Raw genomic sequence first — 25,828 nt, forward strand, 5'->3', positions numbered from 1 at the left:
TTGCCCACACCCGGCGCGTCACACCAAGGGTTTTCCGGCGCCGAACATCCCTTCCAGCAGTTCCCGCAGCCCCGCGCGCAGCTCCTCCAGTTCCGGTGTCCGGGCATGGAACGACCCCGCCACGCAGGAGTACATGAGCCCGTCCGCCCAGGCGACCAGCGACAGCACGTGCCGCTCCGGGGCGGTCGAGCCCATCGCCATGACCAGCGCTTCGAGCTGGTCGCGGAAGCGGGCGCCCGTCGCGTCGAAGTAGGAGCGCAGTTCCGGTCGGCGGGTGGCCTCCAGGGCCAGTTCGTAGCGGGCGAGCGTCAGGGCCCGGTTGCGGGTCAGCGCGCGGTGGGTGGCCAGCGCCAGTCCCTCCACCAGTGAGTCGAGACCCCCGGTTCGCGGGTCCGGCATCTCGTGCAGCGCCAGCACCCGCGCCTCCCGCTCGGCCAGCCGCCGCACCGCCAGTTCCAGCAGGGCCTGCCGGGTGCGGGCGAGGTTCGACGTCGAGCCCTGTGGCAACCCGGCCCTCTCGTCGACCGCCCGGTGCGTCAGACCGCGCATCCCGCGCTCGGCGAGCAGGGCGAGCGCGGTGTCGGCGACGAGATCGGCGCGCTGAGCGCTCTCGGGACGTGCGGACATGGAGATCAACCTACCCGGCGACTACACCCGTAGTGCAGTGCACTACATCCGTAGTATCGTCGAGTCGCCTGGTTCACTACAGGTGTAGTCCCACTGGTGCGGTCCCACTGTGCAGGAGGAAGCCATGCCCCAGCAGTCACGCGCCGTCGTCATCGGCGGCGGCATCGCAGGACTCACCGCCGCCGCGGCCCTGCACCGGACGGGCCGGCGGGTCACCGTGCTGGAACGGGCCCCCTCCCTGGAGCCCGTCGGCGCCGGTATCTCGCTCTCCCCGAACGCCCTGCGCGCCCTGGACGTGCTCGGCGTCGGCGACCGGATCCGCGATCTCGCCGCCTGGCAGGGCGAGGGCGGACTGCGCACCCCGTCCGGCCGCTGGATCACCAGGACGGACGCCGCCGCGGCGGCCGAGCGGTTCGGCGGCCCCCTCGTCCTGCTGCACCGCGCCACCCTGATCGACACCCTCGCCGCTCTGCTCCCGCCCGGCACCGTCCGTACGGCCGCCGACGCGCGCCTCGCCGACCCCGGGGACGACCGCCGCCCGGCCCGCGTGAGCACCCCCGCCGGCGAACTGGAGGCCGACCTCGTGGTGGCCGCCGACGGAGTCCACTCCGCCGTGCGCCGCACGCTGTTCCCCGCCCACCCCGGAGCCGTCTACGCCGGGTTCACCACCTGGCGGGTCGTGATCCCCGTGCCCGGCGCCGAGTTCGCCTCCCACGAGACATGGGGCAGGGGCTGCCTGTGGGGCACGCACCCGCTCAAGGACGGCAGGGTCTACGCGTACGCCGCCGCCGTCACGCCCGCCGGACAGCGCGCGGCCGACGACGAGCAGGCCGAACTGCTGCGTCGCTTCGGCCACTGGCACGACCCGGTCCCCGCCGTCATCGCCGCCGCCCGCCCCGAGGACGTGCTCCGCCACGACGTCCACCACATCGCCCAGCCGCTGTCCGCCCACCACCGCGGCCGGACCGTGCTCGTCGGCGACGCCGCGCACGCCATGCCGCCGAACCTCGGGCAGGGCGGCAACCAGGCCATCGAGGACGCCGTCGTCCTCGCCCACCACGCCGACGACCTCGCCGCCCACACCGCGGCCAGGCTGCCCCGCACGACCGCGATCGCCCGCCGGGCCGTCCTGGCCGCACGGCTCGACCTGATGCGCAACCGCGCGGGGATCTCCCTGCGCGACAACGCGATCGCCGCGCTGTCCAGAATCCGCCCGGACCTGCTCCTGTGCGGATTCGACGGCATCGCCGACTGGCGGCCCCCGCAGCCCCCGTATGCTGCCGTGCAGTCAGGCACGGCACAGCGGTGAAGGAGCCCAGGTGAAGGTCGGCTGCATCGGACTCGGCGACATCGCGCGGAAGGCGTACCTGCCGGTGCTCGGCACCCAATCCGGTGTCGACCTGCATCTCCAGACCCGGACGCCCGAGACACTCCAGCGGGTCGCCGACAGCCTGCACCTGCCCGCGCGGCAGCGCCACGCCGACCTGGACTCCCTGCTCGCCCAGGGCCTCGACGCCGCCTTCGTGCACGCCCCCACCGCGGTCCACCCGCAGATCGTCACCAGGCTCCTGGAGGCGGGCGTGCCGACGTACGTCGACAAGCCGCTCGCCTACGAACTCGCCGACTCCGCACGCCTGGTCGGGCTCGCCGAGGAGCGGAACGTCTCGCTCATGGTGGGCTTCAACCGGCGCCACGCACCCGGCTACGCGCAGTGCGCCGACCACCCCCGCGAGCTGATCCTGATGCAGAAGAACCGCATCGGACTGCCCGAGGAACCGCGCACGATGATCCTCGACGACTTCATCCACGTCGTGGACACCCTGCGGTTCCTGGTGCCGGGCGAGGTCGACGACGTCACCGTACGCGCGCGGGTGCGTGAGGGACTGCTGCACCACGTCGTGCTGCAACTCGCCGGGGACGGATTCACCGCGCTCGGCGTGATGAACCGGCTCAGCGGTTCGACCGAGGAGATCCTCGAGGTCTCCGGGCAGGACACCAAGCGGCAGGTGGTCAACCTCGCCGAGACCGTCGACCACAAGGGCCAGCCGACCGTGCGCCGGCGCGGCGACTGGGTGCCCGTCGCCCGGCAGCGCGGTATCGAGCAGGCCGTGCTGCTCTTCCTCGACGCCGTGCGCGCCGGGACGGTGCTCAGCGCCCGTGACGCGCTGGAGACCCACGAACTGTGCGAACGGGTGGTGCGGACGGTGCTGGAGCGCTCCGGCGCCGCCTGAGCGCCCGCAGGCCCTCCGTCGCGCCCAGCACGCCCAGTACCAGCAGCGCGGTGTGCGCCGGCCAGTCGCCGAAGCGGACGTACAGGGTGGCACCGTGCGCGGTCGGCACGTCGTACACGCGCGCGGTGCTCGCGTCCGTGCCGAGCCAGGAGCCGACGCGCTGTCCGCTCGGGCCGTACGCGGCGGACACACCGGTCAGCGTGGCGTGCACCATGGGCCGCCCGGTCTCGGCGGCGCGCAGCGCGGCCAGCGAGGCGTGCTGCTCGGGGGCCCAGCTGTTCTGGAAGGTCGAGGTCGAGGACTGCGCGACCAGCACCGCGGCGCCGTCCCGCGCGAGGTTCCGGCTCATGTCCGGGAACGCCGTCTCGAAGCAGATCATCGGGCCGATGCGCAGGCCGTGGCCGACGTCCATCACGACCTGCTCGGTGCCCCTCCTGCGGTCCACGCTCGCGGCCCTGCCCACCGAGGTGGCCCAGCCGAGCAGGGGCCGGGCCGGTATGTACTCGCCGAACGGGACGAGCCGCATCTTGTCGTAGCGGGCGCCGGTCGGGCCGTTCGGGCCGACGAGGATCGCGCTCTTGTAGATGCCGGGCCGGTCGGCGCGCCGGGCGTCCACGTTGACCAGCACGTCGGCGCCGGTCGCCCGGGACAGGGCCGCGACCCGCCGCGCCAGGTCCGGTCGCCGGCTCAGGTCGAAGCCGACGCTGCTCTCACCCCAGACGACCAGGTCGACGTGGCGCCCCACCAGGTGCCGGGTGAGCTGCTCCTCCCTGTCGAAGCGCCGCTGCCCGCTCTCGTTGCCGGCCACGATGCCCGGCTGGACGACGGCGATCCGCACATGTCCGTCGACGTCGGGGCGCGGCGCCCACAGCCACACCGCGGAGGTCGCGACGGCGGTGGCCGCGAGCCAGGCCATCGCGGGCACCCAGGACGCGCGGACCGCGACGAGCAGGGCGACGGCGACGTTGACGGCCACCACGAGGAAGCTCAGCAGCCACACCCCGCCCACCGAGGCCAGCCGCAGCGCCGGGGCCACCTGCCACTGGCTGGAGCCCAGCATGCCCCACGGCCCGCCCAGCCCCTGCCACGACCGGACGAGCTCGATCACCAGCCACGCCGACGGCAGGACGACGAGGGCCGCCGCGCTCCGCCCCGGCGAGGGCGCCCCCGCCAGGAAGCGCCGCACCAGCCGGCCCCAGGGCGCCCACAAAAGACCCAGCAGCGCCGCGAGTATCACGGTGAACACGTTCAGGTTGGGAATCAGCCAGTGGAAGACGGCCAGCATGAACCCCAGCCCGCCGAACCACCCGTCGTACGCCGCCCGCCTCCCGGTCGGAGCGGAGCGGACCAGCAGGATCCACGGGACCAGGGCGACGTAGGCGAACCACCACAGTGACGGTGCGGGGAACGCGAACACGAACAGGGCACCCGCGAACGCGGCAAGCACCGAACGCCGCCACGGGGAGGCGAGCCACCGGCCGAACGTCTTCATACGGCGCCCTCCTGCCCCCGCTGATGGCTCCAGTGTGCGCGCCACGGAAGATCCCGCCCAGAGGGCCTCCACGGGGCCGGAGCTCGTGCCCCACGCGAGGACGTCAGCGGTCCTAGGATGATCACAAAGGCTGTGGCAGCTCAGGGCTCTGGAGGTCCGGATGAAGCGTCTCGTGACAGTCGTCACCGGTGGTGGCCGAGGCATCGGGGCTGCGATCTGCCGGCGGCTGGCGGCCGAGGGGCACGACGTGGTCGTGGGGTACGTCGACGACACCGAGGCCGCCGAGGCGGTGGCCGACGAGGTGCTCGAGGCCGGGGCGCGCGGGGTGACCGTGCGGCTGGACACCTCGGTGCAGGCGGATGTCGAGCGGCTCTTCGCCACGGCGGAGGAGCGGCTCGGACCGGTGACCGGTCTGGTGAACAACGCCGGGGTGAGCGGACCGCTGGGCCGGCTCGCCGACACCGACACCGCCGACCTGCGGCGCGTCGTGGACGTCAACCTCCTGGGCACCCTGCTGTGTTCGCGCCGCGCGGCGCAGCTGATGGCGCCCCGGAAGCACGGCGTGATCGTGAACGTGTCGTCCGCGGCCGCCACCCTCGGCAGCCCCGGGGAGTTCGTCCACTACGCCGCGACGAAGGCCGCCGTGGACGCCCTCACCCTGGGCCTGGCCAAGGAACTCGGCCCGGACGGCATCCGCGTCAACGCGGTCGCGCCCGGCATGATCGACACCCAGATGCACGCGGCGATGGGCGACCCGGACCGGGCGCGGCGGGCGGCCGGAGGCATCCCGCTGGGCCGGGCGGGACGGGCGGACGAGGTCGCCGCCGCGGTCGCGTGGCTGATGTCGCCGGACGCCTCCTACACGACGGGAGCGGTGCTGCGGGTGTCGGGCGGACGCTGAGCCGGGACCAGGCCGCCGGACGGCCGGATCACGTCGGCGCGGCGACCGCCCGCGGACCGGGGACGTCAGGCCGCCGCGATGAGTTCGTCCCTCATCGCGGCGGCCCACTCGACCACCAGCAACTCGTACGCCGCGCGCTCCTGGGCGGACAGGGACCCGCCCGAGCGCAGCCACAGCGACCGGATCTGCTCGTTCAGCTCGGCGGCGGACCGCACGGAACCAGGGGTCACTGAATCGGGGAACATGGCGACAGCCTAGGGGCAAGGACTGACACTGCGCTACCGGACGGCTACAGCAGCCGTATGGACTCGGTCACCCTCGGCCGTCCCGGCCGGCCCACCGGTACGCGTACGCGTGCGGTGCCGTCAGCGGCGCCGCAGGTGGTGGCGCTTGCGCCAGGCGACCGCCGTGCCCAGCAGGGCCGGTACCGCGATGCAGGCCATCGCCAGGAGGAAGGCCGGCGAGGTCGGTGCGGAGGCCCGGGCACCGGCGACGGCGTAGGCGGCGGTGTTGGGGATCGAACCGAGGGCCGTGGCGAGGAGGAACGCCGTCCAGCCCATGCGGGAGACGGCGGCGCAGTAGTTGGCGGCCCAGAACGGCACCCCGGGGAAGAGCCGGGCCGCCATCATCGAACGGAAGCCGTGCCGGCTGAGCTGCCCGTCCGCCGCCTTGAGCAGCCGGCCGCGCAGCAGCGGGCGCAGCGCGTCCTGGCCCAGCACACGGCCGAGCGCGAAGGCCGCCCCGGCGCCCAGCACCGTGCCGGCCAGCGCCGTCGCCAGTCCCAGCTGCGAGCCGAACAGCGCGCCCGCGGCCAGGTTCAGCAGGGGCCGTGGCACGAACGCCACCGTGCACAGGCCGTACGCCGCGGCGAACACCACCGCCGCGGCGGCCCCGTCCAGATACGGCGGCCAGCCGCGCGCGAGCAGCCTCTGCGGCTCGAAGAGCAGCACGGACGCTCCGGCCGCCGTGAGCAGGACGAGCAGCAGGGAGAGCCGTGCCCAGGGCGACAGCAGCACTCCCGCCCGGCGGGTGGGACGGACGGACGCGGCGACCGGGACCGGCGGAGCCGCGGGGACGGCGACGGCCGGCTCGGCGGCGGCGGCCCGGGGAGAGGCCGCGGCGGTGCCCCCAGAGCGGGTGGTGGCATCGAGCATTCGGTGACATTAGCGGACGGATACGAGTGATCGCCGCAGGGCCCGGCCCACGAGAGTGCCGCCCCTGAACGCGGCGGCCCCGAAAACCGTTCGACGGGCGGCCGGGTGTCGTGAATGATCGGTCCCATGTTCCGGCACGCCTTCGTCCTCGCAGCATCCGCGGTCGCGGATGCCCCGAAGGCTGCCGTCCTGATCCTCGTCGCCGCAGTCGACGGCGCCCGAAGCTGACCCTCCCCGGACCGTCCGGCGGACCCCTCAGGGGGAGGGTCGGCCATCCCGTGGGGTCCCGCAGCGCAGCACCTACCAGGCTTCGAGGTACAGCCATGCCCAAGACGGCGTACGTACGCACCAAACCGCACCTGAACATCGGCACGATGGGCCATGTCGACCACGGCAAGACCACGTTGACCGCCGCCATCACCAAGGTGCTGGCCGCACGCGGCTCCGGCACCTTCGTCCCGTTCGACCGCATCGACCGGGCCCCGGAGGAGGCCGCGCGCGGCATCACCATCAACATCGCCCACGTCGAGTACGAGACGGACACCCGGCACTACGCGCACGTGGACATGCCGGGTCACGCCGACTACGTCAAGAACATGGTCACCGGGGCGGCGCAGCTCGACGGCGCGATCCTCGTCGTCTCCGCGCTCGACGGGATCATGCCGCAGACCGCCGAACACGTGCTGCTCGCCCGGCAGGTGGGCGTGAACCACATCGTCGTCGCCCTCAACAAGGCCGACGCAGGCGACGAGGAACTCGTCGACCTCGTCGAACTGGAGGTCCGCGACCTGCTCACCGAGCACGGCTTCGGCGGCGACGCGGTACCCGTCGTGCGCGTCTCCGGGCTTCGTGCCCTGGAGGGCGACCCGCGCTGGACGGCGTCGATCGAGGCGCTGCTCGACGCGGTGGACACCTATGTGCCGATGCCCGAGCGGTACCTGGACGCGCCGTTCCTGCTGCCGGTGGAGAACGTGCTCACCATCACCGGCCGCGGAACCGTGGTGACGGGCGCGGTCGAGCGTGGCACGGTCCGCGTCGGCGACCGGGTCGAGGTCCTGGGCGCCGGCCTGGACACGGTGGTCACCGGCCTGGAGACCTTCGGCAAGCCCATGGAGGAGGCACAGGCGGGGGACAACGTGGCGCTGCTGCTGCGCGGGGTGCCGCGTGACGCGGTCCGCCGCGGGCACGTCGTCGCGGCGCCGGGCAGCGTGGTCCCGAGCCGGCGCTTCACCGCGCGGGTGTACGTGCTGTCGGGCCGCGAGGGCGGCCGTACGACTCCGGTGTCCACCGGCTACCGGCCGCAGTTCTACCTCCGCACGGCGGACGTGGTGGGCGACGTGGACCTCGGCGAGGCGGCCGTCGCGCGGCCCGGCGACACGGTCACGATGACGGTGGAGCTGGGGCGAGAGGTGCCCCTGGAGCCGGGGCTGGGGTTCGCCATCCGTGAGGGCGGACGCACCGTCGGCGCGGGGACCGTGACCGCCGTCGTGTGAAGCGGACCGCGGGAGCCGGGGACCGCCGGCCGGCCGTCGCCTGCCGGCCGTCGCCTGCCGGCCGGCGGTCCCCGCGCCGCCTCCCCGCGCCGCCCGGTGCGTGACGGGGGCGTCCCGTGCCGTGACCGGGCCGTTCACGGGGTGACGGACCGGCACAATGGACGCGTGACAGAGCAGATACCCGTGACCCGGACCGTCGATCACGGGACCGCCAAGCTGATGCCCGACGTCGACCGCGAGCGGGCCTGGCTGCTGACCGTGGACGGCGCCCCGCAGTCCTACGTCGACCTGGACGAGCCCACCCACCTGGAGTTCGAGTACGCGCGGCGGCTCGGACACGTCCTGGACACGGTCGCGGAGCCGGGCTCCCCGCTGGACGTGCTGCACCTGGGCGGCGGCGCCCTCACCCTGCCGCGGTACGTGGCCGCGACCCGGCCCGGCTCCCGGCAGGACGTCGTCGAAGCCGACCGCGGACTGCTGGAGATGGTCGTCGCCCACCTGCCGCTGCCGGCCGGCACCGACGTCTCGCTGCACACCGCCGACGCCCGCGCCTGGCTGGAGGCCACCCCCGGCGACTCGGCGGACGTCCTGATCGCGGACGTCTTCGGCGGCTCCCGGGTCCCGGCCCACCTCACGTCCCTCGGCTACGTCCGCGAGGCGGAGCGCGTGCTGCGCCCCGGCGGGGTCTACCTCGCCAACCTCGCCGACGCCGCCCCTTTCGCCTTCCTGCGCTCCCAACTGGCCACCTTCGCGGCGGTGTTCGAGGAACTCGCGCTGATCGCCGAACCCGCGGTACTGCGCGGCCGCCGCTTCGGCAACGCGGTGCTGATCGCCGCGCACCGCCCCCTCGACGTGGCCGCGCTGACCCGGCGGACCGCCTCCGACGCGTTCCCCGCCCGCGTCGAACACGGCCCCGCACTACGGGAGTTCACCGGGGACGCCAGGCCGGTGCGGGACGACGAGGCCGTAGCGTCGCCCGAGCCTCCGGACGGCGCGTTCGGCATCGGCTGATCAGCACCGCACGCGCCGCCGCGGGTGCCGGTCAGCCTCCGGTCGGGGTTCCGTGCAGCCGGACCGTGCTGAGGATCTTCATGATGGTCGCGGTGGGGACCTCCTCGTTCACGCCCTTGGCGCCGTAGAAGTTCCAGGAGACGAAGTCCCCGGCGGAGTTCTTGAAGCCGAAGGAGACGGCCTTGCCGTCGCTCGCGCACTTGCCCTTCCGGGGCGTGTCGTTCGACTGGGCCCAGGCGATGCTGCCCTTGATGCCCGACGTGGTCGTGTAGGGCTTGGCCTTCTCGTCGAAGGTCAGGCTCTTCTTGTCGGGCTGGGTGTAGCCGCCGTAGACCCACCAGGCCACGGTGTTCACGGCCACCTCGTCGGTGTCCTTGGCGCCGTTGGCACCCTTGGTGCCCGCCGCGGCGAGCGAGGTGTCCTCCTCGCGGCCGTCCTTGTCGTCGTCGGACGTGCACCACTTGGTCTTGTACTCGGCCACACCGGACATGATGGCGATCGGCTTGCCGTCCTTTTCCTCGAAGCCGATGCTCATCCCGGCCGACTGGACCTCCCAGTCGGCCGGGACGTCGAAGGCGACGCCCCGCTTGGGGTTCACGACGACCTTCCAGCCGGGGATCGTCGGCTTCTCCGTCTCCGTGCCGCGCGGATTGTCGTCCGAGCCCGAGCCCGAGCCGCTCGGGTCGGCGGAGGCCGAAGCGGTGGGCGACGGGCTCGACTTGGCGTCGGTCGACCCGCCGTCGGCCTTGTCGTCCTTGTCCCCGCCGAGAACCAGGAAGCCGGTCACACCCGCGGTCAGAGCCACGGCCGTGACGCAGAGGATCGCCACGAGCTTCGTCCGGTTGCCGCCCCCGCCCGGCTGCTTCGGCGGCTGGGGGCCGCCCGGCTGTGTGGGCGCACCCCACTGCGGTTGCTGGGCATAGGGGTTGGGCTGCTGGTAGCCGGGCTGCTGATAGGGATTCGGCTGTTGGTGTCCCGGCTGCTGGTACGGGTTGTTCTGCGGGTTCTGCTCGCCCCCGGGCGGCTGCTGTCCTGGCCACATGGGCAGTAACCCTAGTGGCGTCAGGGACACGATTCGGTCACCGCCTTTTGTCAGGGACGTACCAGTGACGGATGCGGATATCGGCCCGCCACTCTGGCCCAAAAGAGCTACCAGTGAGTAACATTCCGGCATGAGCGCAGAGCAGATGTCGATCGGCGAGATGCTCGCCGCCACCGTGCCGATGGCCAGGACCCTGAACCTCGAGTTCCTTCGGACCACGCCGGAGGAGGCAGTGGTGGCACTGCCGGACCAGGCCGACTACCACAACCACGTGGGCGGGCCGCACGCCGGCGCGATGTTCACGCTGGGCGAGTCCGCGAGCGGGGCCGTCGTGCTGGCCGCGTTCGGCGACCAGCTCTCGCGTGCCGTGCCGCTCGCCGTGCGGGCCGAGATCGCCTACCGGAAGCTGGCCATGGGTGCCGTCACCGCCACCGCGACCCTGGGCCGTCCGGCCGCCGACGTCGTCGCGGAATTGGACGCGGGACAGCGGCCGGAGTTCCCGGTGTCGATCGAGATCCGGCGCGCGGACGGGGCCGTCACGGGAGAGATGACGGTGGTCTGGACCCTGCGGCCCAACGGCTGAGCTGCCGCCTCCGCGCTCCACACGGCCGCGGAGCACGGGGCCGGACACCTCGGTGAGCCCCGGGAGGCGGCGCCGGTCCGTCCGGTCGCGGACCGGGACGCGGGCGCGGTCCGCGGGAGCCGCCCCGCCGGGCCGAACCGGTAGGCTTCCTGGGGGGTGCGTCTTTCGTGGCGCCCCGGCAGCACAGGGACGCGAAACGGGGAGGAACCTGCGGTGCACGTCCAGGAGTGGCTCGACACGGTACCGGCGGCCGCCGTCTACGCCGTGGTCGGCCTGGTCATCGGCCTGGAGAGCCTGGGCATCCCGCTGCCCGGCGAGATCGTCCTGGTCTCCGCGGCCCTGCTGTCCTCCCAGCACGCGGGCATCAACCCGATCGTCCTCGGCGTGTGCGCGACGGCCGGCGCGGTCGTGGGCGACTCCATCGGCTACGCCATCGGCCGCAAGGGTGGCAGGCCGCTGCTCGCCTGGCTGGGGAAGAAGTTCCCGAGCCACTTCAGCGAGGGGCACATCGCGACCGCCGAGCGCTCCTTCGAGAAGTGGGGCATGTGGGCGGTGTTCTTCGGCCGCTTCGTCGCCCTGCTGCGCATCTTCGCCGGCCCCCTGGCGGGCGTGCTGCACATGCCGTACTGGAAGTTCCTCATCGCCAACCTCCTCGGCGGCATCTGCTGGGCGGGCGGCACCACGGCGGTCATCTACTACGTGGGTGTCGTGGCCGAGTCCTGGCTGAGCAAGTTCTCGTGGCTCGGCCTGGTGGCCGCCGTGCTCATCGGGCTCGTCTCGATGCTGGTCCTCAAGCGCAAGGCGAAGAAGGCCCAGGAGGGCGCGCGGCGCGAGACCGAGGAGCCGGAACCGGTTCGCGCCGGGGAGTAGCCGGGCGCGCCCCGGGCAGAGGGGCGCGGGCGGCCGGTCTCAGGCGTGCACCTCGCGGTGCGCCTGGGCGAGCTGCGTGTACATGGTGCCGTTCAGGGTGATCCCCTGGCGTTCCTCCCGCGTCAGCTCCCGCCTGATCTTCGCGGGGACGCCCGCGACCAGCGAGCCCGGCGGTACTCGCATGCCCTGCGGCACCAGTGCCTGCGCCGCCACCAGGGACCCCGCGCCGATCACCGCGCCGTTCAGCACGGTCGCCCCCATGCCGATCAGGCAGTCGTCCTCGACGGTCGCGCCGTGCACCACGGCGTTGTGCCCGATGGAGACGCGCTCGCCGACGCCGACGGGGAAGCCGGGGTCGGCGTGCAGCGTGCAGTTGTCCTGGACGTTGCTGCCCGCGCCGACGGCGATCCGCTCCACGTCGCCGCGCAGTACCGCGCCGTACCAGACGCTCGCGCCCGCGCCCAGCGACACGTCACCGATCACCGTGGCCGTGGGCGCCAGGAACGCCCCCTCGTCCACCTGCGGCTCGCGGCCGCCGATGCCCGCGACCAGCGCCTTGTCCGTCATCCTCGTTCTCCCTCTCACCGCGTGGGCCCGGTTCACCGCGTGGGCTCGACGGCACCGTACGTCATCCGGTGGGGTGAAGATCACAGACGTACGGCGCCATGGGCGCGGCCCGGCCTGAGTACGGTGAGCGGGTGCCCACGCGCAGGAACCCGTTCTCATCATGGTGGCGCCGCCTCGCGCAGCGCGCCGTCCATGCGGGCTGGGCCTGGGTGCAGCGCACGGGATCCGTCACGGCCGAGCGCCCCGGACGCCTCCGCTTCGGTGCGATGGGAACAGGTACCAGGCTGGCCTTCCCGCTCGGCACGGTCTTCGGCGAACCGTGGATCCACCTCGGCGCGCACTGCATCGTCGGCGAGCAGGTCACGCTGACCGCCGGTCTGATGCCCGACCTCGACCTCGGTCCGGAGCCGATCCTGCGCATCGGGGACGGAGTGGTGCTCGGCCGCGGCAGCCACGTCATCGCCGACACCACGGTCACCATCGGCAGCGACTGCTACGTCGGCCCCTATGTCTACGTCACCTCCACCAACCACTCCTACGACGACCCGCACCAGCCCATCGGCAAGCAGTGGCCCCGGATGGAGCCGGTGGAGATCGGCCCCGGCTGCTGGATCGGCACCGGCGCGGTGATCCTGCCCGGGGCGCGGATCGGGCGGAACGTCGTGGTGGCGGCCGGTGCGGTGGTGCGCGGCGAGGTCCCCGACCACGCGGTGGTCGCGGGGGCGCCCGCCAAGGTCGTACGCCGCTGGACCGCCGCCGAGGGCTGGCAGCCGCCGCTGCGGACCCCGGCCCCGGTGCCGATACCGCAGGGGATCACTCCGGAGCAGCTGCTGGCGCTGGCGGAACTGGACGAGGAGGGCGTCGCGCGGCTGGCCGAGTGGGACGAGGAGTCCCCTTCCCGGCTGGCCGGACTGGAGACCGAGGGCGGCTGACATCCGGTCCCGGTAGTTTGCTGGCCTTTGGGCGGACGACGGGACTTTCGCAACGGGCCCCAGGTCGGGTCGCCGCGCGGCTCAGCCCGTCGCCAGTAGCAGGGTGCCCACCAGGGCCAGTCCCGCTCCGGCCGCCTGGACGGTCCGCAGTCGTTCGCTGAGGAAGCCGAGGGCGGCGAGCGCGGTCACCACCGGGTAGAGCGAGGCGAGGACGGCGGCCACCGTGACCGGGCCGTGTTGGGCGGCGACGCAGTACGTGCCGTTGGCCGCCACGTCCGCGAGGCCCACGAAGCCGAGCGCGGGCAGCGAGCGCCAGGGGAAGCCGGCCTCCGGCAGTACGGGCCCGCCGCGCCGTGCGGAGGCGTACAGTGCGGCCCCGCCCGCCGCCACGTTGGTCAGGCGCTGCACGAAGAGCGCGAGGAACAGGCCGGTGACGGTGGTGGAGGCCTCGGCGATCAGCGCGAACACCGTGCCGAAGCCGAGGGCCGCGACCAGGGTCAGCCCGATCGCCCTCCGCTGCACGGTGGCGCCCCCCAGCCGCGGGCCGCCCGCGAGCACGACCCCGGTGACGGCGACCGCGATGCCCGCGACCTGGAGCAGTCCCGGCCGTTCGCCCAGGACCAGGCCGACGGAGATCGGCACGGCCACACCGAGCGAGGCCAGCGGCGAGACCACGCCCATCGGGCCGAGGGCGAGCGCCTTGTAGAAGGAGAGCATCGCGACCGGGCCGACCAGGCCCGCGGCGAACGCGAACCACAGCCGCGGTCCGGCCTCGCTCCAGCCGCCGGTGGCGACGACGATCACGCCGAGCACCGCCGCCGCGACGGACTGGGAGACCACGACGACCGTCAGCGCGGGCATGCGCCGGGTGAGCAGTCCGCCGCCGAAGTCGGCCAGCCCCCACAGGAGACTGGTGGCCAGGGCGAAGAATGCTGTCACGGCGTGCCTCGCAGTACAGTTCGGTGAACGATTCGGTGCAACCCACCGTAGTTCAGTAAAGTAAACTCTGTCATCCATCATATTGGACGGAATGTGTCGGACCTCGAACTGCTGACCCAGTCCCTGGCGCGCAACGTCAAACGCTGGCGCACCGAGCGGGCCTTCACCCTGGACGCGCTCGCCGCGCGCGCGGGAGTCAGCCGCGGCATGCTCATCCAGATCGAGCAGGCCCGCACCAACCCCAGCCTCGGCACCGTCGTCAAGATCGGTGACGCGCTCGGCGTCAGCATCACCACCCTGCTCGACTACGAGCAGGGCCCCACCGTCCGCGTCGTCCCGGCCGACCAGGCCGTCCGCCTGTGGCACACCGACGCCGGCAGCTACAACCGGCTCCTGGCGGGCGTCGAGGCGCCCGGTCCGCTGGAGATGTGGGAGTGGCGCCTGATGCCCGGCGAGGGCAGCCCCTCCGATCCGCACCCCGCCGGCACCGTCGAACTGGTGCACGTCACCGCGGGGGAGCTGACCCTCACGGTCGACGCCGTGGAGTACCGCGTGCCGGCGGGGGCGAGCGCCTCCTTCGAGGCCAACACCCCGCACGCGTACGCCAACGACGGCGCCGAACCGATGGACATGGTGATGGCCGTGTCCGTCCCGCCCGTGCACTGAGACGCCCCGCCGTACGGCGCGGTGCGGCTGTTAGCGTGCGGTCATGCGCGCACCCATCGGGAACTTCGACCAGGCCACCCCCGCCCCCGACTGCCTCGACGAGCTGAGCAGCCCGGTCGCCGACGCCGTACGCGACTGGCATGGCGGCGTCCCGGCCGACCAGATCGTCTACGTCGAGACGGACCCGGAGTGGGCCGACACCGCCGTCTTCGTCGAGCACTACGGCCAGGACCTGCTCGAGACCTCCGCGAACTGCGTGGTCGTGGCGGGCCGGCGTGGCGGCGAGACCCGGCTGGCCGCCTGCCTGGTCCTGTCCACCACTCGCGTCGACGTCAACGGCGTCGTGCGCCGCCAACTCGACGCCCGCAAGGCCTCCTTCGCGCCCATGGAGGTGGCGACCGGGGAGACCGGCATGGAGTACGGCGGCATCACCCCCGTCGGACTGCCCGACGGCTGGCCGCTCCTGGTCGACTCCCGCGTCGTCGAGCTGCCCTACGTCCTGGTCGGCAGCGGCCGCCGCCGCGGCAAACTCCTCGTGCCCGGCAAGGCGTTCGCGCAACTGCCCGGCGCGGTGGTGCTCGACGGGCTCGGCGTCTGACCCCGCGCGCTCCGCTCAGGCCCGCGCGTGGTGGGCGAGGCGCAGATGCGGGTCGGCCTCACCGGGGGCCGCGGCCGGATCGGCGTGGACCAGGGCCGCGGTGAGGCCGGGTACGGCATGGAGCAGCGCGTGCTCGGCCTCGACGGCGATGGCGTGGGCCTGGCGCACCGTCGCCTCGCCGTCCATGACCACCGCGACCTCCGCGCGCAGCCGGTGCCCGATCCAGCGCAGCCGGAGCTCGCCGACCGCCCGCACTCCCGGCACCTCGCGCAGCGCCTCTTCGGCGCGGTCCACCAGGGTCGGGTCGACGGCGTCCATCATGCGCCGAAGGACTTCCCGGGCCGCGTCCCGCAGCACCAGCGCGATGGCCGCCGTGATCGCCAGCCCCACGAGCGGGTCGGCGGCCCGCAGCCCGAGGGCCGAGCCGGCGGCGCCCAGCAGGACGGCCAGTGAGGTGAAACCGTCCGTGCGCGCGTGCAGCCCGTCGGCGACCAGTGCGGCCGAGCCGATGGCGCGGCCCACGCGGATCCGGTGGCGGGCCACCCACTCGTTGCCCGCGAACCCGACCAGCGCCGCCAGGGCGACCGCGGGCAGGTGCTCGACGGGGCGCGGATCGACAAGCCGCTGGACGGCGGTCCAGGCGGAGAAGGCGGCGGACGCGGTGATCGTCACCACGATCACCAGGCCCGCCAGGTCCTCGGCGCGTCCGTAGCCGTAGGTGAAGCGCCGGGTCGCCGCGCGGCGGCCCAGGACGAAGGCGATCCCGAGCGGTACCGCGGTCAGGGCGTCCGCCGTGTTGTGCACCGTGTCGCCGAGCAGCGCGACCGAACCGGACGCGACCACCACCACCGCCTGCGCGAGCGCCGTGGCGCCGAGCACGGCCAGTGAGGCCCACAGCGCCCGCAGGCCGCGGGCGGAGGACTCCAGCGCGGCGTCCAGCCGGGTGGCGGACTCGTGGGAGTGGGGGGTGAGGAGATGGGCGAGGCGGTGGCGCGGCAGGCGCCCGTGCCCGGGTCCGTGACGGTGCGGGTCACTCACGTCGTTCCCCTTCCGGTGCGCGCGGAGGTGGACGCATGGCGCCCACGACGCCATTATGTGCGTATGAGCGCACGCATGCACCTGTCAGCTGCACACGACACGCACCCACGCACCCCGGGCGCGGAGCAGCTGGCGCTGGCCGCCGAACTCCTCGCCCTGCTCGGTGACCGCACCCGGCTCGCCCTGCTGCACGCGCTGCTGTCCGGCGAGGCCGACGTCACCACGCTCACCGAGACGTGCGGGGCGGCCCGTCCGGCGGTCAGCCAGCACCTGGCCCGGCTGCGGCTGGCCGGGCTGGTGGACGCGCGCAAGGAGGGCCGCCGGGTGGTCTACTCCCTGCGCGACGGCCATCTGCGCCGACTGGTCGGGGAGGCACTGAACGTCGCCGACCACCGACTCGGCGACCGGCCCCTCCACGACTGAGGGGTTCCTCCGGTCCGAACCGGCGGGCAGGCGAACAGAAGATCAACCCAGGCGGGGGATCTCGATGGCAGGGCAGCGGTCCATGACCATGTCGAGGCCCGCCGCGCGGGTGCGCTCGAAGGCGGCCTCGTCGACCACCCCGAGCTGGAACCACACGGCCTTCGCGCCCTTGGCGACCGCCTCGTCGGCGACCTGGCCGGCGAGATCGCTGTTGACGAACACGTCGACCACGTCCACCTCGAACGGGATGTCCGCGAGGGAGGCGTACCCCTGCTCGCCGTGCACCGTCTCCGCCTTCGGGTGGACCGGCACGACCCGCTTGCCGAAGCGCCGCAGCACCTCGGCGACGCCGTACGCGGCCCGGCCGCGGTTCGACGACAGGCCCACGACCGCCCAGGTGTCACCGTGCGCGGTCAGGATCTTCCGGATGGTCGCAGCGTCGCCGTACACCAGGGGTCTCCTCGTCTCGGGAAGGGATGCCGTCCGGGCAACGACGGACGCCGCCCGGCGATTCCCGGACCCCGCCAAACCCGCCGACCTGTCCGGAACGCGCGCCGTGAGCCTGCGCGCGGCCGTCCGGCGGCCTACGCTCGGGCCGTGCTGCGCATCATCGACGCCCGAACCGGCGAGCCCGTGGACGCCGCCCCCGCCCGCCGCGGGCTGACCCGTGTCGAGGCCCACGCGTCGGGCTCCGGCGCCTCGGGCCCGCGCGTGCTGCTGGTCGCCGACATCCTCGTCCGCGCCCTCGAACTGAGCGGCACGCCCGTGTGGCCACTGCTGTCCGGCGACCGGCGACAGGCGCAGGAACTGCGGGCGGCGGCCGCCGCGCTCGGCGTCCGGCCCTTCGAGGACGGCCGCGGCGCCGGCACCACCCTGGGCGAGGCCCAGGTCGTCCATGTGGCCGTCGAGGGCGCCGACACCGCGACCGGCGGGGTCCGGATCGCCGTCGCGCCCGTCGACGCGGCCGTACCCGCCGTCCCCGCGCCGGGCGACGACCCCGCCGCCTGGCGCCTGGCCCTGCTCAGCCGCCGCCGCACCCGGCCCGTACGGCTGGACGAGGCCGCGCTGGACGACGCCCGCGGGACCCTGGCGCGCTGGCGCGCGGCGGTGGCCGACTGGGCGCGGCAGCCCTCCCGGCCGGTCCCCGACGCGGTGCGCGGACGGCTGCGCGCCGCCTGGGAGGACGATCTGGACGTGCCGGCGGTCCTGCGGGTCCTGGAGGGCGCCGGGACCGATCCGGACCTGGCGGACGGCGCGCGCTTCGAGACGTACGCCTACGCCGACCGGCTGCTCGGCCTCGATCTCACGCGCGACCTCGGGCGGGTCGCGTGAGCGCCCGCACGGGGACCGGCACCACCCTGCGCCGCCTGGTGGTCCTGCGGCACGCCAAGTCCGCATGGCCCGAGGGCGTCGCCGACCACGACCGTCCGCTCGCGCCCCGCGGCCGCCGGGACGCACCCGCGGCGGGCCGCGCGCTCGCCGAGTCCGACTGCCTTCCGGACCTCGCGCTGTGCTCCACCGCACGGCGCGCCCGGCAGACCTGGGAACTGGTCTCCGCCCAGTGGGGCACCCCGCCGCCGGTCCGTTACGACCGCCGGTTGTACGCCGCCGACGCCCCCGACCTGCTCGCCGCCGTGCGCGAGGCGCCGCCGGAGATCGCGACGCTGCTGCTGCTCGGCCACAACCCGGGCCTGGAGGAACTGGTCCTGGACCTGGCGGGGGACGGCCTGAACGACACCCTGGACCGGCTCCGGACGAAGTTCCCGACCTCCGCCGTCGCCGTCCTGTCCTGGTACGGCCCCGGCTGGTCCTCCCTCGCCCCGGCCGCGGCCCTCCTGACGGATCTGCTGGTGCCGAGGGGCAGCAAGAAGCGGCGGTGAACCGCGCGCGTGCCCTCCGGCCGGTCCTCCTTCCGGCCGGTCGGAGCGAACCCTCGTGCGGCACCCGCCCGGGCGCCGCATAGGCTGGACCGATGCAGGACGAGTACCGCACAGTGGCACGCGCGGGCGTGCACGAGACCGAGATCAACCGCTCGCGCTTCCTGTGCGCTCTCGCCCCGGCGGCCACCGAGCGCGAGGCCCAGGACTTCGTCGCGGCCGTCCGCAAGGAGCACGCCGACGCCACGCACAACTGCTGGGCGTACGTCATCGGCGCCGACGCCGGGATCCAGAAGGCGAGCGACGACGGCGAGCCGGGCGGCACCGCCGGCGTCCCCATGCTCCAGATGCTGCTGCGCCGCGACATGCGGTACGTCGTCGCCGTCGTCACCCGCTACTACGGCGGTGTCAAGCTCGGCGCGGGCGGGCTCATCCGGGCCTACGGAGGATCCGTCGGCGAGGCGCTGGACGCGCTCGGGACCCGCACCCGGCGCAGGTTCCGTATCGCCACGGTGACCGTGGACCACCTGCGGGCCGGCAAGGTGCAGAACGATCTCAGGGCCACCGGGCGCGAGGTGCGGGACGTGCGCTACGGCGAGGCGGTCACCATCGAGATCGGCCTGCCGGACGCCGAGGTGGAGGCCTTCCGGGGATGGCTCGCGGACGCCACGGCCGGGACCGCCGGGTTCGAACTGGGCGGCGAGGCCTACGGAGATGCGTGACATATCGGGCGTACCGCGCCAATCGCTCTGTCCGGTGCCGTGCGAGAGGGCCGGTACGGGAGTAACCGCCCGTGATGTCAGACCCGGCCGTTAGTCTTCCGGGATCATGAGGCTCCTGCACACTTCCGACTGGCACCTGGGCCGGGCGTTCCACCGTGTGAACATGCTCGACGCCCAGGCCGAGTTCATCGGCCACCTGGTCACGACGGTGCGCGAGCGTGCCGTCGACGCGGTGGTCGTGTCGGGGGACGTGTACGACCGGGCGGTGCCCCCGCTGGCCGCCGTCGAGCTCTTCGACGACGCCCTGCACCGGCTCGCCGGCCTCGGCGTGCCCACGGTGATGATCTCCGGGAACCATGACTCGGCCCGGCGTCTGGGCGTCGGCGCGGGGCTGATCGACCGCGCGGGCATCCATCTGCGCACCGAGCCGTCGGCGTGCGGGACCCCGGTGGTCCTCGCGGACACGCACGGCGACGTGGCCTTCTACGGGCTGCCCTACCTCGAACCGGCCCTGGTCAAGGACGAGTTCGGCGTCGACAGCGCCGGCCACGAGGCAGTGCTCGCGGCCGCCCTGGACCGGGTCCGCGCCGACCTCGCCACCCGCGCGCGCGGCACCCGCTCCGTCGTCCTCGCGCACGCCTTCGTCACCGGCGGCGAGCCCAGCGACAGCGAGCGGGACATCACCGTCGGCGGGGTCGCCGCCGTCCCCGCGGGCGTCTTCACCGGCGTCGACTACACCGCCCTGGGCCATCTGCACGGCTGCCAGGCCATCACCGAGCGCGTGCGCTACTCCGGCTCCCCGCTGCCGTACTCCTTCTCCGAGGCCGCCCACCGCAAGAGCATGTGGCTCGTCGACCTGGACGCCGACGGCTTCGCCGGCGCCGAGCGGGTCGACTGCCCGGTCCCGCGCGCGCTGGCCCGGATCCGGGGCACGCTGGAGGACCTGCTCGCCGACCCGGCCCTCGCCCGCCACCGCGAGGCATGGGTCGAGGCGACGCTCACCGACCCGGTCCGCCCCGCCGAACCCATGGCCCGCCTCACCGAGCGCTTCCCGCACACCCTCAGCCTCGTCTTCGAACCCGAACGCGCCCCCGGCGAACCGGACGTGTCCTACGCCCGCCGGCTGGCCGGCCGCGACGACCAGCAGATCGCGGAGGACTTCGTGGCCCACGTGCGCGGCGCCGCACCCGACGAGCACGAACAGACCGTGCTGCGCGAGACGTTCGACGCGGTGCGCGCCGACGAGGCGGTACGGGAGGTGGCGCGGTGAGGCTGCACCGGCTCGACATCACCGCCTTCGGACCCTTCGGCGGCTCGCAGACGGTCGACTTCGACGCGCTGTCGGCCGCCGGGCTGTTCCTGCTGCACGGTCCCACCGGCGCCGGCAAGACCTCCGTGCTGGACGCCGTGTGCTACGCGCTGTACGGCGCCGTCCCCGGCGCCCGGCAGAGCGGACAGGGCACGACCCTGCGCAGCGACCACGCCGCCGCGGGCACCCGCACGCAGGTCACCCTCGATCTCACCGTCGCCGGACGCCGACTGGAGGTCACCCGCCTCCCGCCCTGGGAGCGCCCCAAGAAGCGCGGCACGGGCACCACGCTCGACAAGGCCCAGAGCCTGCTGCGCGAGTACGACGCGACCATCGGTGCCTGGAAGGACCTCAGCCGTTCCCACCAGGAGATAGGGGAGGAGATCACCCAGCTGCTCGGGATGAGCCGCGAGCAGTTCTGCCAGGTCGTGCTGCTGCCGCAGGGTGACTTCGCGCGGTTCCTGCGCGCCGACGCCGAGGCCCGGGGCAAGCTGCTCGGCCGGCTGTTCGACACGCACCGTTTCGCCGAGGTGGAGAAGCGTCTCGCCGAGCGCAGGCGCGCCACCGAGGCCCGGGTGCGCGAGGTCGACGCCGAACTGCTGGCCGACGCGCACCGTATGCAGCAGGCGGCCGGCGACGCCATGGAACTGCCGGACCTCGCGCCGGGCGAGCCCGGCCTGGCGCAGACCGTCCTGGCCGCGGCCGCCGTCGCCCGTGCCACCGCGCGCGAGCAACTGACCGTCGCCCGCTGCCGGCTCACGGCCGCCGAGTCCGCCCACGCCGCCGCCGGGGCGGCCCTGCACCAGGTACGCGACGTGGCCCGGCTGCAACGGCGGTCCGCCGAGGCGCGGGAGCGTGCCGAGCGCCTGGCGGAACGGGCCGGTGCCCACCGGGAGGCACAGGCGAGGATGGAGCGGGGGCGCAAGGCCGAGACGGTGGCACCGGCGCTGGAACTGCGCGAGACCGCCGAGGCCGAGCACCGCCGTACGGCCGCTGCCGAGGCACGCGCGCGTGCGGTGCTCCCGGCGGAGTTCGCCGACGCCGGGGCCGCCGGACTGGCCGCCGCCGCGCGCCGCGCCGCCGAGGAACTGGGCGGGCTGGAGTCGGCCCGCCGCGCCGAGCGGCGCCTGGCCGACGTCGTCGCCGAGCGCGCCGCGGCGGACCGGCAGGAACGCGCCGACGACGACGTCCTCCAGGAGACCGAGGCCTGGCTCGCCGGATGGGAGACGGCCCGGTCGGCACTTCGGACGCGCGTCGACACCGCCCAGGAGGCCGCCGCCCGGGCCGAGCGGCTCGCCCTGCGGCTGGAGCCCGCGCGACAGCGGCTCGCCGCCGCCCGGGTGCGCGACTCACTGGCCGCGGACACCGAGGAGGAGCGGCGGCGGGCACTCGCCTCCGCCGAGGCCGCCGCACGCGCCAAGGAGCACTGGCTGGAGCTGAAGGAGCAGCGCCTGACCGGCATCGCGGCCGAACTGGCCGCGAGTCTCACCGACGGCGAGCCCTGCGCCGTCTGCGGTGCCACCGAACACCCCGCACCCGCGCGCAAGGTCGCCGGGCACGTCGACCGCGAGGCGGAGGAGAGCGCGCTCGCCGACCACCAGGCCGCCGAGGAGCAGCGCGCACGGGACGAGCGCCGCCTGGGCGCCGTACGCGAGGAACTGGCCGCCGCCACCGCCGAGGCGGGCGACACCCGAACGGCGCGACTCGCCGAGGAGGCCGGGGAACTGGAGGCCGAGCTGGCCCGGGCCCGCCGGGACGCCTCCGCCCTGCACGCGGCACAGCAGGAGCTGCACCGCGCCGAGCAGGAGCGCGAGCGGCGGCTGACCGACCGCCGGGAGGCCGAACTCCGGGCGACCTCCCGGCTGGCCCTGCGGGAGAGCCTGGACCGCGAGAAGGCCGCCCTGGAAGCGGAGTTGGCACAGGCCAGGGGGACCGCCGGGACCGTCGCCGCGCGCGCCGCCCAACTCCAGCGGCGCGCGGCGCTGTTCACCGAGGCCGCCGACGCGGCACGCGCCGCCGAGGACAGCGCCGAGCGGCTCAAGGACGCCGACGGACGGCTCGCCGAGGCCGCCTTCCGGGCCGGCTTCGACACCCCCGAGGCCGCGTCCACCGCCCTCCTCGACGACGCCTCCCACCTCGAGCTGCAACGGCGCCTGGACGCCTGGCACACGGAGGAGGCCGCCGTGCGCGCGGTCCTCGCCGAGGCCGACACCGCGTCCGCCGCCGGGCAGCCGCCCGCCGACGTCACCGCCGCGGAGGCCGCCGCGGCCGCCGCGGACCGGCGGCTGCGGGAGGCCGCCTCCGTGCGGGACGCCGCAGAACGCCGCTGCGCCGAACTCGACCGGCTCTCCGCGCGCGCGGCGACCGGCACACGCCGGCTGGCGCCGCTGCGCGAGGAGTACGACCGCGTGGCCCGCCTGGCCGCCCTCACCGCCGGTACCTCGGCCGACAACGAGCGAAGGATGCGCCTGGAGTCCTACGTCCTCGCGGCCCGCCTGGAACAGGTGGCCGCCGCCGCGACCGCGCGCCTGCGGCGCATGTCGTCCGGCCGCTACACCCTGGTCCACTCCGACGACCGGGCCGGCCGCGGCCGCAGCGGTCTCGGACTGCACGTCGTCGACGCCTGGACCGGCCGCGAACGGGACACGGCGACCCTGTCGGGCGGCGAGACGTTCTTCGCCTCGCTCGCCCTCGCCCTCGGACTCGCGGACGTCGTCACGGACGAGGCCGGCGGGGTGCGCCTGGACACCCTCTTCATCGACGAGGGCTTCGGCAGCCTCGACGACCAGACCCTGGACGAGGTCCTCGACGTCCTCGACTCCCTGCGCGAACGCGACCGCAGCGTCGGGATCGTCAGCCACGTCGCCGACCTGCGGCGGCGCGTCCACGCCCAACTCGAGGTCGTCAAGGGCAGATCGGGGTCGGCCGTACGGCTGCGCGGAGCGGGCTGAGCGGGCCGCGGCGACGGTTCGGACCCGGGGCGCCGCTCTCACACGGGACCGGCGGCCAAGGCCCCCGGCGGGCGGCCGGAGACCGGCCGCCCGCGGTGGCTCACAGCTGGGAGAGCTCGTCCACCAGGTCGTCCAGGCCCAGCGAACCCTGCGACAGGGCCGCCATGTGCCAGGCCTTCGCGTCGAACGCGGCGCCGTGGCGCTCCTTGGCCTTCTCCCTGCCCAGCAGCCAGGCCCGCTCACCCAGCTTGTAGCCGATCGCCTGGCCGGGCATCGACAGATAGCGGATCAGCTCGCTCGCCACGAAGTCCCTCGGACGGCTGCTGTGCGCGCCGAAGAACTCCCGCGCCAGCTCCGGCGTCCAGCGCTCACCCGGGTGGAAGGGCGAGTCCGCCGGAATGTCCAGCTCCAGGTGCATGCCGATGTCGATGATGACGCGGATCGCGCGCATCATCTGCGCGTCCAGATAGCCGAGCCGCCGCTCCGGGTCGGTGAGGAAGCCGAGTTCGTCCATCAGGCGCTCCGCGTACAGCGCCCAGCCCTCGGCGTTGGCGCTGACCCCGCCGACGGTGGCCTGGTAGCGCGAGAGGTCGTCGGCCACGTGCGCCCACTGGGCGAGCTGGAGATGGTGGCCGGGGACACCCTCGTGGTACCAGGTCGAGACCAGGTCGTAGACCGGGAAGCGGGTCTCTCCCATGGTCGGCAGCCAGGTCCGGCCCGGCCGGGAGAAGTCGGCGGACGGCGCCGTGTAGTAGGGGGCCGCGGCACCGCCGGGCGGCGCGATGCACGACTCCACCTTCCGCACCCGCTCGGCCAGTTCGAAGTGGGTGCCGTCGAGCGCCTCGATCGCCTCGTCCATCAGGTCCTGCAACCACTGGCGGACCTCGTCGACGCCCTCGATGTGCGTGCCGTGCTCGTCGAGGTGCGCGAGGGCCGCCCACGGGGTCTCGGCGCCGGGCAGGACCTTCTCGGCCTCCTGCTTCATCTCGCCGAGCAGCCGGTGGAACTCCGACCAGCCGTACGCGTACGCCTCGTCGAGGTCCAGGTCCGTGCCGTTGAAGTAGCGCGAGAAGCGGGCGTAGCGCTCGCGGCCGACCGTGTCCGGGGCGTCGCCGATCGCCGGCGCGTACACGTCGCGCATCCAGTCCCGCAGTTCCACGACGGCCGCGGTCGCCGTACGCGCGGCCTCGTCCAGTTCCGCGCGCAGGGACTCGGGGCCCTCGGAGGTGAAGTCCTCGAACCAGCCGCGGCCCTCGCCGGTGTCCGACCACTCGGTGAGCTGCTCGATGAAGATCGCCGTCGGCTGCGGGCCGCCGTACAGCTTGCGGTCCAGGGCGAGGGCGAGGGAGTCGCGGTAGCCGCGCAGCGCGGCCGGCACGGCCCGCAGGCGCTCGGCGATCGCGGCCCAGTCCTCGTCCGTGGCGCTGGGGGTGATCGTGAACACATCGCGCACCGAGTGCACCGGGCTGTGGATGTTGCTCACCGTACGCAGGCCCTCGTCGGCGTCGTACACCGCGAGTTCCGCAGTCAGGCGCTCGCGCAGCAGGCGGGCGCACCGGCGCTCGATGTCGCTGTCCGCGCCTGGCTGCCGCTCGGCCTCGTCCAGCCGGGCGAGGGTGGCGCGCGCCAGGTCGGCGAGCGCCTGCTGGCCGGCGGGCGAGGTGTCGGGCAGCCTGCTCGAGCTCTCCTTCACACCGAGATAGGTACCGGTGATCGGGTCGAGGGCGATGAGTTCGTCGACGTAGGCGTCGGCGACCTGACGGGGCAGCGGGCTCTTGGTCTGTGACATGCCGCCCATCCTCGTACGGATGGGCGGGTCGCGTCAGCCCGCTTTACCCGGGATCTGGCTTTGGTCCGTCCGATTTCGCCGAGGGCGTGCCCGATTGCGTGCCGGGCGGCAGCAGGGGACCGCAGTCCCACTGCTGGAAGATCAACCGGGTCTCCACCCGGGCCACTTCCCGCCGGGCCGTGAACTCGTCCAGGACCAGGCGCTGGAGGTCGGCCATGTCCGCGACCGCGACATGGACCAGGTAGTCGTCAGGACCGGTCAGATGGAACACGGTCAGCGACTCCGGCAGGGCCCGGATCCGCTCCACGAACGGCCCCACCAGCTCCCGCCGGTGCGGTCGGACCTGCACCGACAGCAGCGCCTGAAGACCCCTGCCCAGCTTGGCCGGGTCGAGCCGCAGCCGGTGACCGAGAATGAGCCCCGAGCGGCGCAGCCGGGCCACCCGGTCAAGACAGGTCGACGGTGCGACCCCGACCTGCGCGGCGAGGTCGCGGTAGGTGGTCCGGGCGTCGTTCTGCAACAGCCGCAGCAGATGCAGATCCACCGGATCCAGTACGACGGATTCGGCCATGTGGCGAACGTAGCACGGCCCTCGACCACGTGATCCCGGCCG

The 25,828-nt window shown here is 74.0% G+C and carries 27 protein-coding genes; 16 read left to right on the top strand and 11 right to left on the bottom strand.

Translation table 11 applies throughout. The annotated features are described in order from the left end of the window. Positions 1-18: 18 nt before the first annotated feature. A complete protein-coding gene (locus ACTYVM_RS10625) occupies positions 19-627 on the bottom strand; it encodes a TetR/AcrR family transcriptional regulator (protein WP_445525665.1) in 609 nt (202 codons plus the stop codon). Positions 628-751: 124 nt separating this feature from the next. Between ACTYVM_RS10625 and ACTYVM_RS10630 the strand changes: the two genes are divergently transcribed. Next, positions 752-1,936, top strand: coding sequence for an FAD-dependent oxidoreductase (locus tag ACTYVM_RS10630; protein WP_445525666.1), 1,185 nt, complete (start codon positions 752-754; stop codon positions 1,934-1,936). Between the two features lie 10 nt (positions 1,937-1,946). Continuing rightward, positions 1,947-2,858, top strand: coding sequence for a Gfo/Idh/MocA family protein (locus tag ACTYVM_RS10635; RefSeq protein ID WP_400029292.1), 912 nt, complete (start codon positions 1,947-1,949; stop codon positions 2,856-2,858). Here the strand turns inward: ACTYVM_RS10635 and lnt are convergent. After that, positions 2,776-4,350, bottom strand: a complete 1,575-nt coding sequence (lnt, locus tag ACTYVM_RS10640; protein ID WP_445525667.1) for an apolipoprotein N-acyltransferase — start codon at positions 4,348-4,350, stop codon at positions 2,776-2,778. The two genes, ACTYVM_RS10635 and lnt, sit on opposite strands and share 83 nt — an antisense overlap. A gap of 160 nt (positions 4,351-4,510) precedes the next feature. Here lnt and ACTYVM_RS10645 point away from each other — a divergent pair, with 160 nt between their 5' ends. Next, positions 4,511-5,251: an SDR family NAD(P)-dependent oxidoreductase gene (locus ACTYVM_RS10645; protein ID WP_445525668.1), complete on the top strand. Its 741-nt coding sequence runs from the start codon at positions 4,511-4,513 to the stop codon at positions 5,249-5,251. 65 nt (positions 5,252-5,316) lie between these two features. On the opposite strand, the gene ACTYVM_RS10650 is transcribed toward ACTYVM_RS10645, so the two are convergent. Together ACTYVM_RS10650 and ACTYVM_RS10655 are read right to left on the bottom strand one after the other, a co-directional pair. Further along, positions 5,317-5,496, bottom strand: a complete 180-nt coding sequence (locus ACTYVM_RS10650) for a hypothetical protein (protein ID WP_445525669.1) — start codon at positions 5,494-5,496, stop codon at positions 5,317-5,319. 120 nt (positions 5,497-5,616) lie between these two features. Continuing rightward, positions 5,617-6,405: a TVP38/TMEM64 family protein gene (locus ACTYVM_RS10655; protein WP_445525670.1), complete on the bottom strand. Its 789-nt coding sequence runs from the start codon at positions 6,403-6,405 to the stop codon at positions 5,617-5,619. Between the two features lie 323 nt (positions 6,406-6,728). Between ACTYVM_RS10655 and tuf the strand changes: the two genes are divergently transcribed. Together tuf and ACTYVM_RS10665 are read left to right on the top strand one after the other, a co-directional pair. Continuing rightward, entirely contained in the window at positions 6,729-7,898 is a 1,170-nt protein-coding gene (gene tuf, locus ACTYVM_RS10660) for an elongation factor Tu (RefSeq protein ID WP_445525671.1), read from the top strand. A gap of 165 nt (positions 7,899-8,063) precedes the next feature. Further along, positions 8,064-8,909, top strand: a complete 846-nt coding sequence (locus ACTYVM_RS10665; protein WP_445525672.1) for a spermidine synthase — start codon at positions 8,064-8,066, stop codon at positions 8,907-8,909. Positions 8,910-8,940: 31 nt separating this feature from the next. Here ACTYVM_RS10665 and ACTYVM_RS10670 read toward each other — a convergent pair whose 3' ends face one another. Next, positions 8,941-9,951 carry a DUF8017 domain-containing protein gene (locus tag ACTYVM_RS10670; RefSeq protein ID WP_445525673.1) on the bottom strand — a complete coding sequence of 337 codons (1,011 nt, stop codon included), beginning with the start codon at positions 9,949-9,951 and terminating at the stop codon, positions 8,941-8,943. A gap of 145 nt (positions 9,952-10,096) precedes the next feature. Between ACTYVM_RS10670 and ACTYVM_RS10675 the strand changes: the two genes are divergently transcribed. Next, complete coding sequence (locus tag ACTYVM_RS10675; RefSeq protein WP_400029959.1) at positions 10,097-10,534, top strand: DUF4442 domain-containing protein; 438 nt, start codon at positions 10,097-10,099, stop codon at positions 10,532-10,534. Positions 10,535-10,747: 213 nt separating this feature from the next. Next, on the top strand, positions 10,748-11,404 hold the full coding sequence (locus ACTYVM_RS10680; protein ID WP_445525674.1) for a DedA family protein: 657 nt from the start codon (positions 10,748-10,750) through the stop codon (positions 11,402-11,404). A gap of 39 nt (positions 11,405-11,443) precedes the next feature. Here the strand turns inward: ACTYVM_RS10680 and ACTYVM_RS10685 are convergent, their stop codons facing one another. Next, positions 11,444-11,971 carry a gamma carbonic anhydrase family protein gene (locus ACTYVM_RS10685; RefSeq protein WP_445525675.1) on the bottom strand — a complete coding sequence of 176 codons (528 nt, stop codon included), beginning with the start codon at positions 11,969-11,971 and terminating at the stop codon, positions 11,444-11,446. A 98-nt stretch (positions 11,972-12,069) separates the two neighbouring features. On the opposite strand from ACTYVM_RS10685, the gene ACTYVM_RS10690 reads away from it, so the two are divergent. After that, the gene (locus ACTYVM_RS10690) at positions 12,070-12,903 is read left to right on the top strand and encodes an acyltransferase (RefSeq protein WP_445525676.1); all 834 of its coding nucleotides are present in this window, start codon (positions 12,070-12,072) and stop codon (positions 12,901-12,903) included. A gap of 81 nt (positions 12,904-12,984) precedes the next feature. Here ACTYVM_RS10690 and ACTYVM_RS10695 read toward each other — a convergent pair whose 3' ends face one another. Then, positions 12,985-13,842 carry a DMT family transporter gene (locus ACTYVM_RS10695; protein ID WP_445525677.1) on the bottom strand — a complete coding sequence of 286 codons (858 nt, stop codon included), beginning with the start codon at positions 13,840-13,842 and terminating at the stop codon, positions 12,985-12,987. A 93-nt stretch (positions 13,843-13,935) separates the two neighbouring features. Here ACTYVM_RS10695 and ACTYVM_RS10700 point away from each other — a divergent pair, with 93 nt between their 5' ends. Together ACTYVM_RS10700 and ACTYVM_RS10705 are read left to right on the top strand one after the other, a co-directional pair. Beyond that, positions 13,936-14,508: a helix-turn-helix domain-containing protein gene (locus ACTYVM_RS10700; RefSeq protein ID WP_445525678.1), complete on the top strand. Its 573-nt coding sequence runs from the start codon at positions 13,936-13,938 to the stop codon at positions 14,506-14,508. Positions 14,509-14,551: 43 nt separating this feature from the next. Then, on the top strand, positions 14,552-15,106 hold the full coding sequence (locus tag ACTYVM_RS10705) for a YbaK/EbsC family protein (RefSeq protein ID WP_445525679.1): 555 nt from the start codon (positions 14,552-14,554) through the stop codon (positions 15,104-15,106). A gap of 15 nt (positions 15,107-15,121) precedes the next feature. Here the strand turns inward: ACTYVM_RS10705 and ACTYVM_RS10710 are convergent, their stop codons facing one another. Continuing rightward, positions 15,122-16,144, bottom strand: coding sequence for a cation diffusion facilitator family transporter (locus ACTYVM_RS10710; RefSeq protein ID WP_445525680.1), 1,023 nt, complete (start codon positions 16,142-16,144; stop codon positions 15,122-15,124). A 63-nt stretch (positions 16,145-16,207) separates the two neighbouring features. On the opposite strand from ACTYVM_RS10710, the gene ACTYVM_RS10715 reads away from it, so the two are divergent. Further along, the gene (locus ACTYVM_RS10715; RefSeq protein ID WP_445525681.1) at positions 16,208-16,567 is read left to right on the top strand and encodes an ArsR/SmtB family transcription factor; all 360 of its coding nucleotides are present in this window, start codon (positions 16,208-16,210) and stop codon (positions 16,565-16,567) included. Between the two features lie 42 nt (positions 16,568-16,609). Here ACTYVM_RS10715 and ACTYVM_RS10720 read toward each other — a convergent pair whose 3' ends face one another. Next, positions 16,610-17,017, bottom strand: a complete 408-nt coding sequence (locus ACTYVM_RS10720; protein ID WP_445525682.1) for a CoA-binding protein — start codon at positions 17,015-17,017, stop codon at positions 16,610-16,612. Positions 17,018-17,164: 147 nt separating this feature from the next. Here ACTYVM_RS10720 and ACTYVM_RS10725 point away from each other — a divergent pair, with 147 nt between their 5' ends. The 5 genes from ACTYVM_RS10725 (at position 17,165) to ACTYVM_RS10745 (ending at position 23,426) form a co-directional block, all read left to right on the top strand. Then, positions 17,165-17,899 carry a hypothetical protein gene (locus ACTYVM_RS10725; protein WP_445525683.1) on the top strand — a complete coding sequence of 245 codons (735 nt, stop codon included), beginning with the start codon at positions 17,165-17,167 and terminating at the stop codon, positions 17,897-17,899. Then, positions 17,896-18,447 (top strand): SixA phosphatase family protein, encoded by a 552-nt coding sequence (locus tag ACTYVM_RS10730; RefSeq protein WP_445525684.1) that lies wholly within the window; start codon positions 17,896-17,898, stop codon positions 18,445-18,447. The genes ACTYVM_RS10725 and ACTYVM_RS10730 overlap by 4 nt, the downstream gene beginning before the upstream one ends. A 92-nt stretch (positions 18,448-18,539) precedes the next feature. Next, on the top strand, positions 18,540-19,166 hold the full coding sequence (locus tag ACTYVM_RS10735) for a YigZ family protein (RefSeq protein WP_445525685.1): 627 nt from the start codon (positions 18,540-18,542) through the stop codon (positions 19,164-19,166). 106 nt (positions 19,167-19,272) lie between these two features. Then, positions 19,273-20,436, top strand: a complete 1,164-nt coding sequence (locus tag ACTYVM_RS10740) for an exonuclease SbcCD subunit D (protein WP_445525686.1) — start codon at positions 19,273-19,275, stop codon at positions 20,434-20,436. After that, positions 20,433-23,426 (top strand): AAA family ATPase, encoded by a 2,994-nt coding sequence (locus ACTYVM_RS10745; protein ID WP_445525687.1) that lies wholly within the window; start codon positions 20,433-20,435, stop codon positions 23,424-23,426. The genes ACTYVM_RS10740 and ACTYVM_RS10745 overlap by 4 nt, the downstream gene beginning before the upstream one ends. A 100-nt stretch (positions 23,427-23,526) precedes the next feature. Here ACTYVM_RS10745 and ACTYVM_RS10750 read toward each other — a convergent pair whose 3' ends face one another. Together ACTYVM_RS10750 and ACTYVM_RS10755 are read right to left on the bottom strand one after the other, a co-directional pair. Beyond that, the gene (locus ACTYVM_RS10750; RefSeq protein ID WP_445525688.1) at positions 23,527-25,215 is read right to left on the bottom strand and encodes a DUF885 domain-containing protein; all 1,689 of its coding nucleotides are present in this window, start codon (positions 25,213-25,215) and stop codon (positions 23,527-23,529) included. Positions 25,216-25,258: 43 nt separating this feature from the next. Next, complete coding sequence (locus ACTYVM_RS10755; RefSeq protein ID WP_445525689.1) at positions 25,259-25,786, bottom strand: Lrp/AsnC family transcriptional regulator; 528 nt, start codon at positions 25,784-25,786, stop codon at positions 25,259-25,261. Positions 25,787-25,828 lie beyond the last annotated feature (42 nt).

The organism is Streptomyces cyslabdanicus, assembly GCF_052663305.1.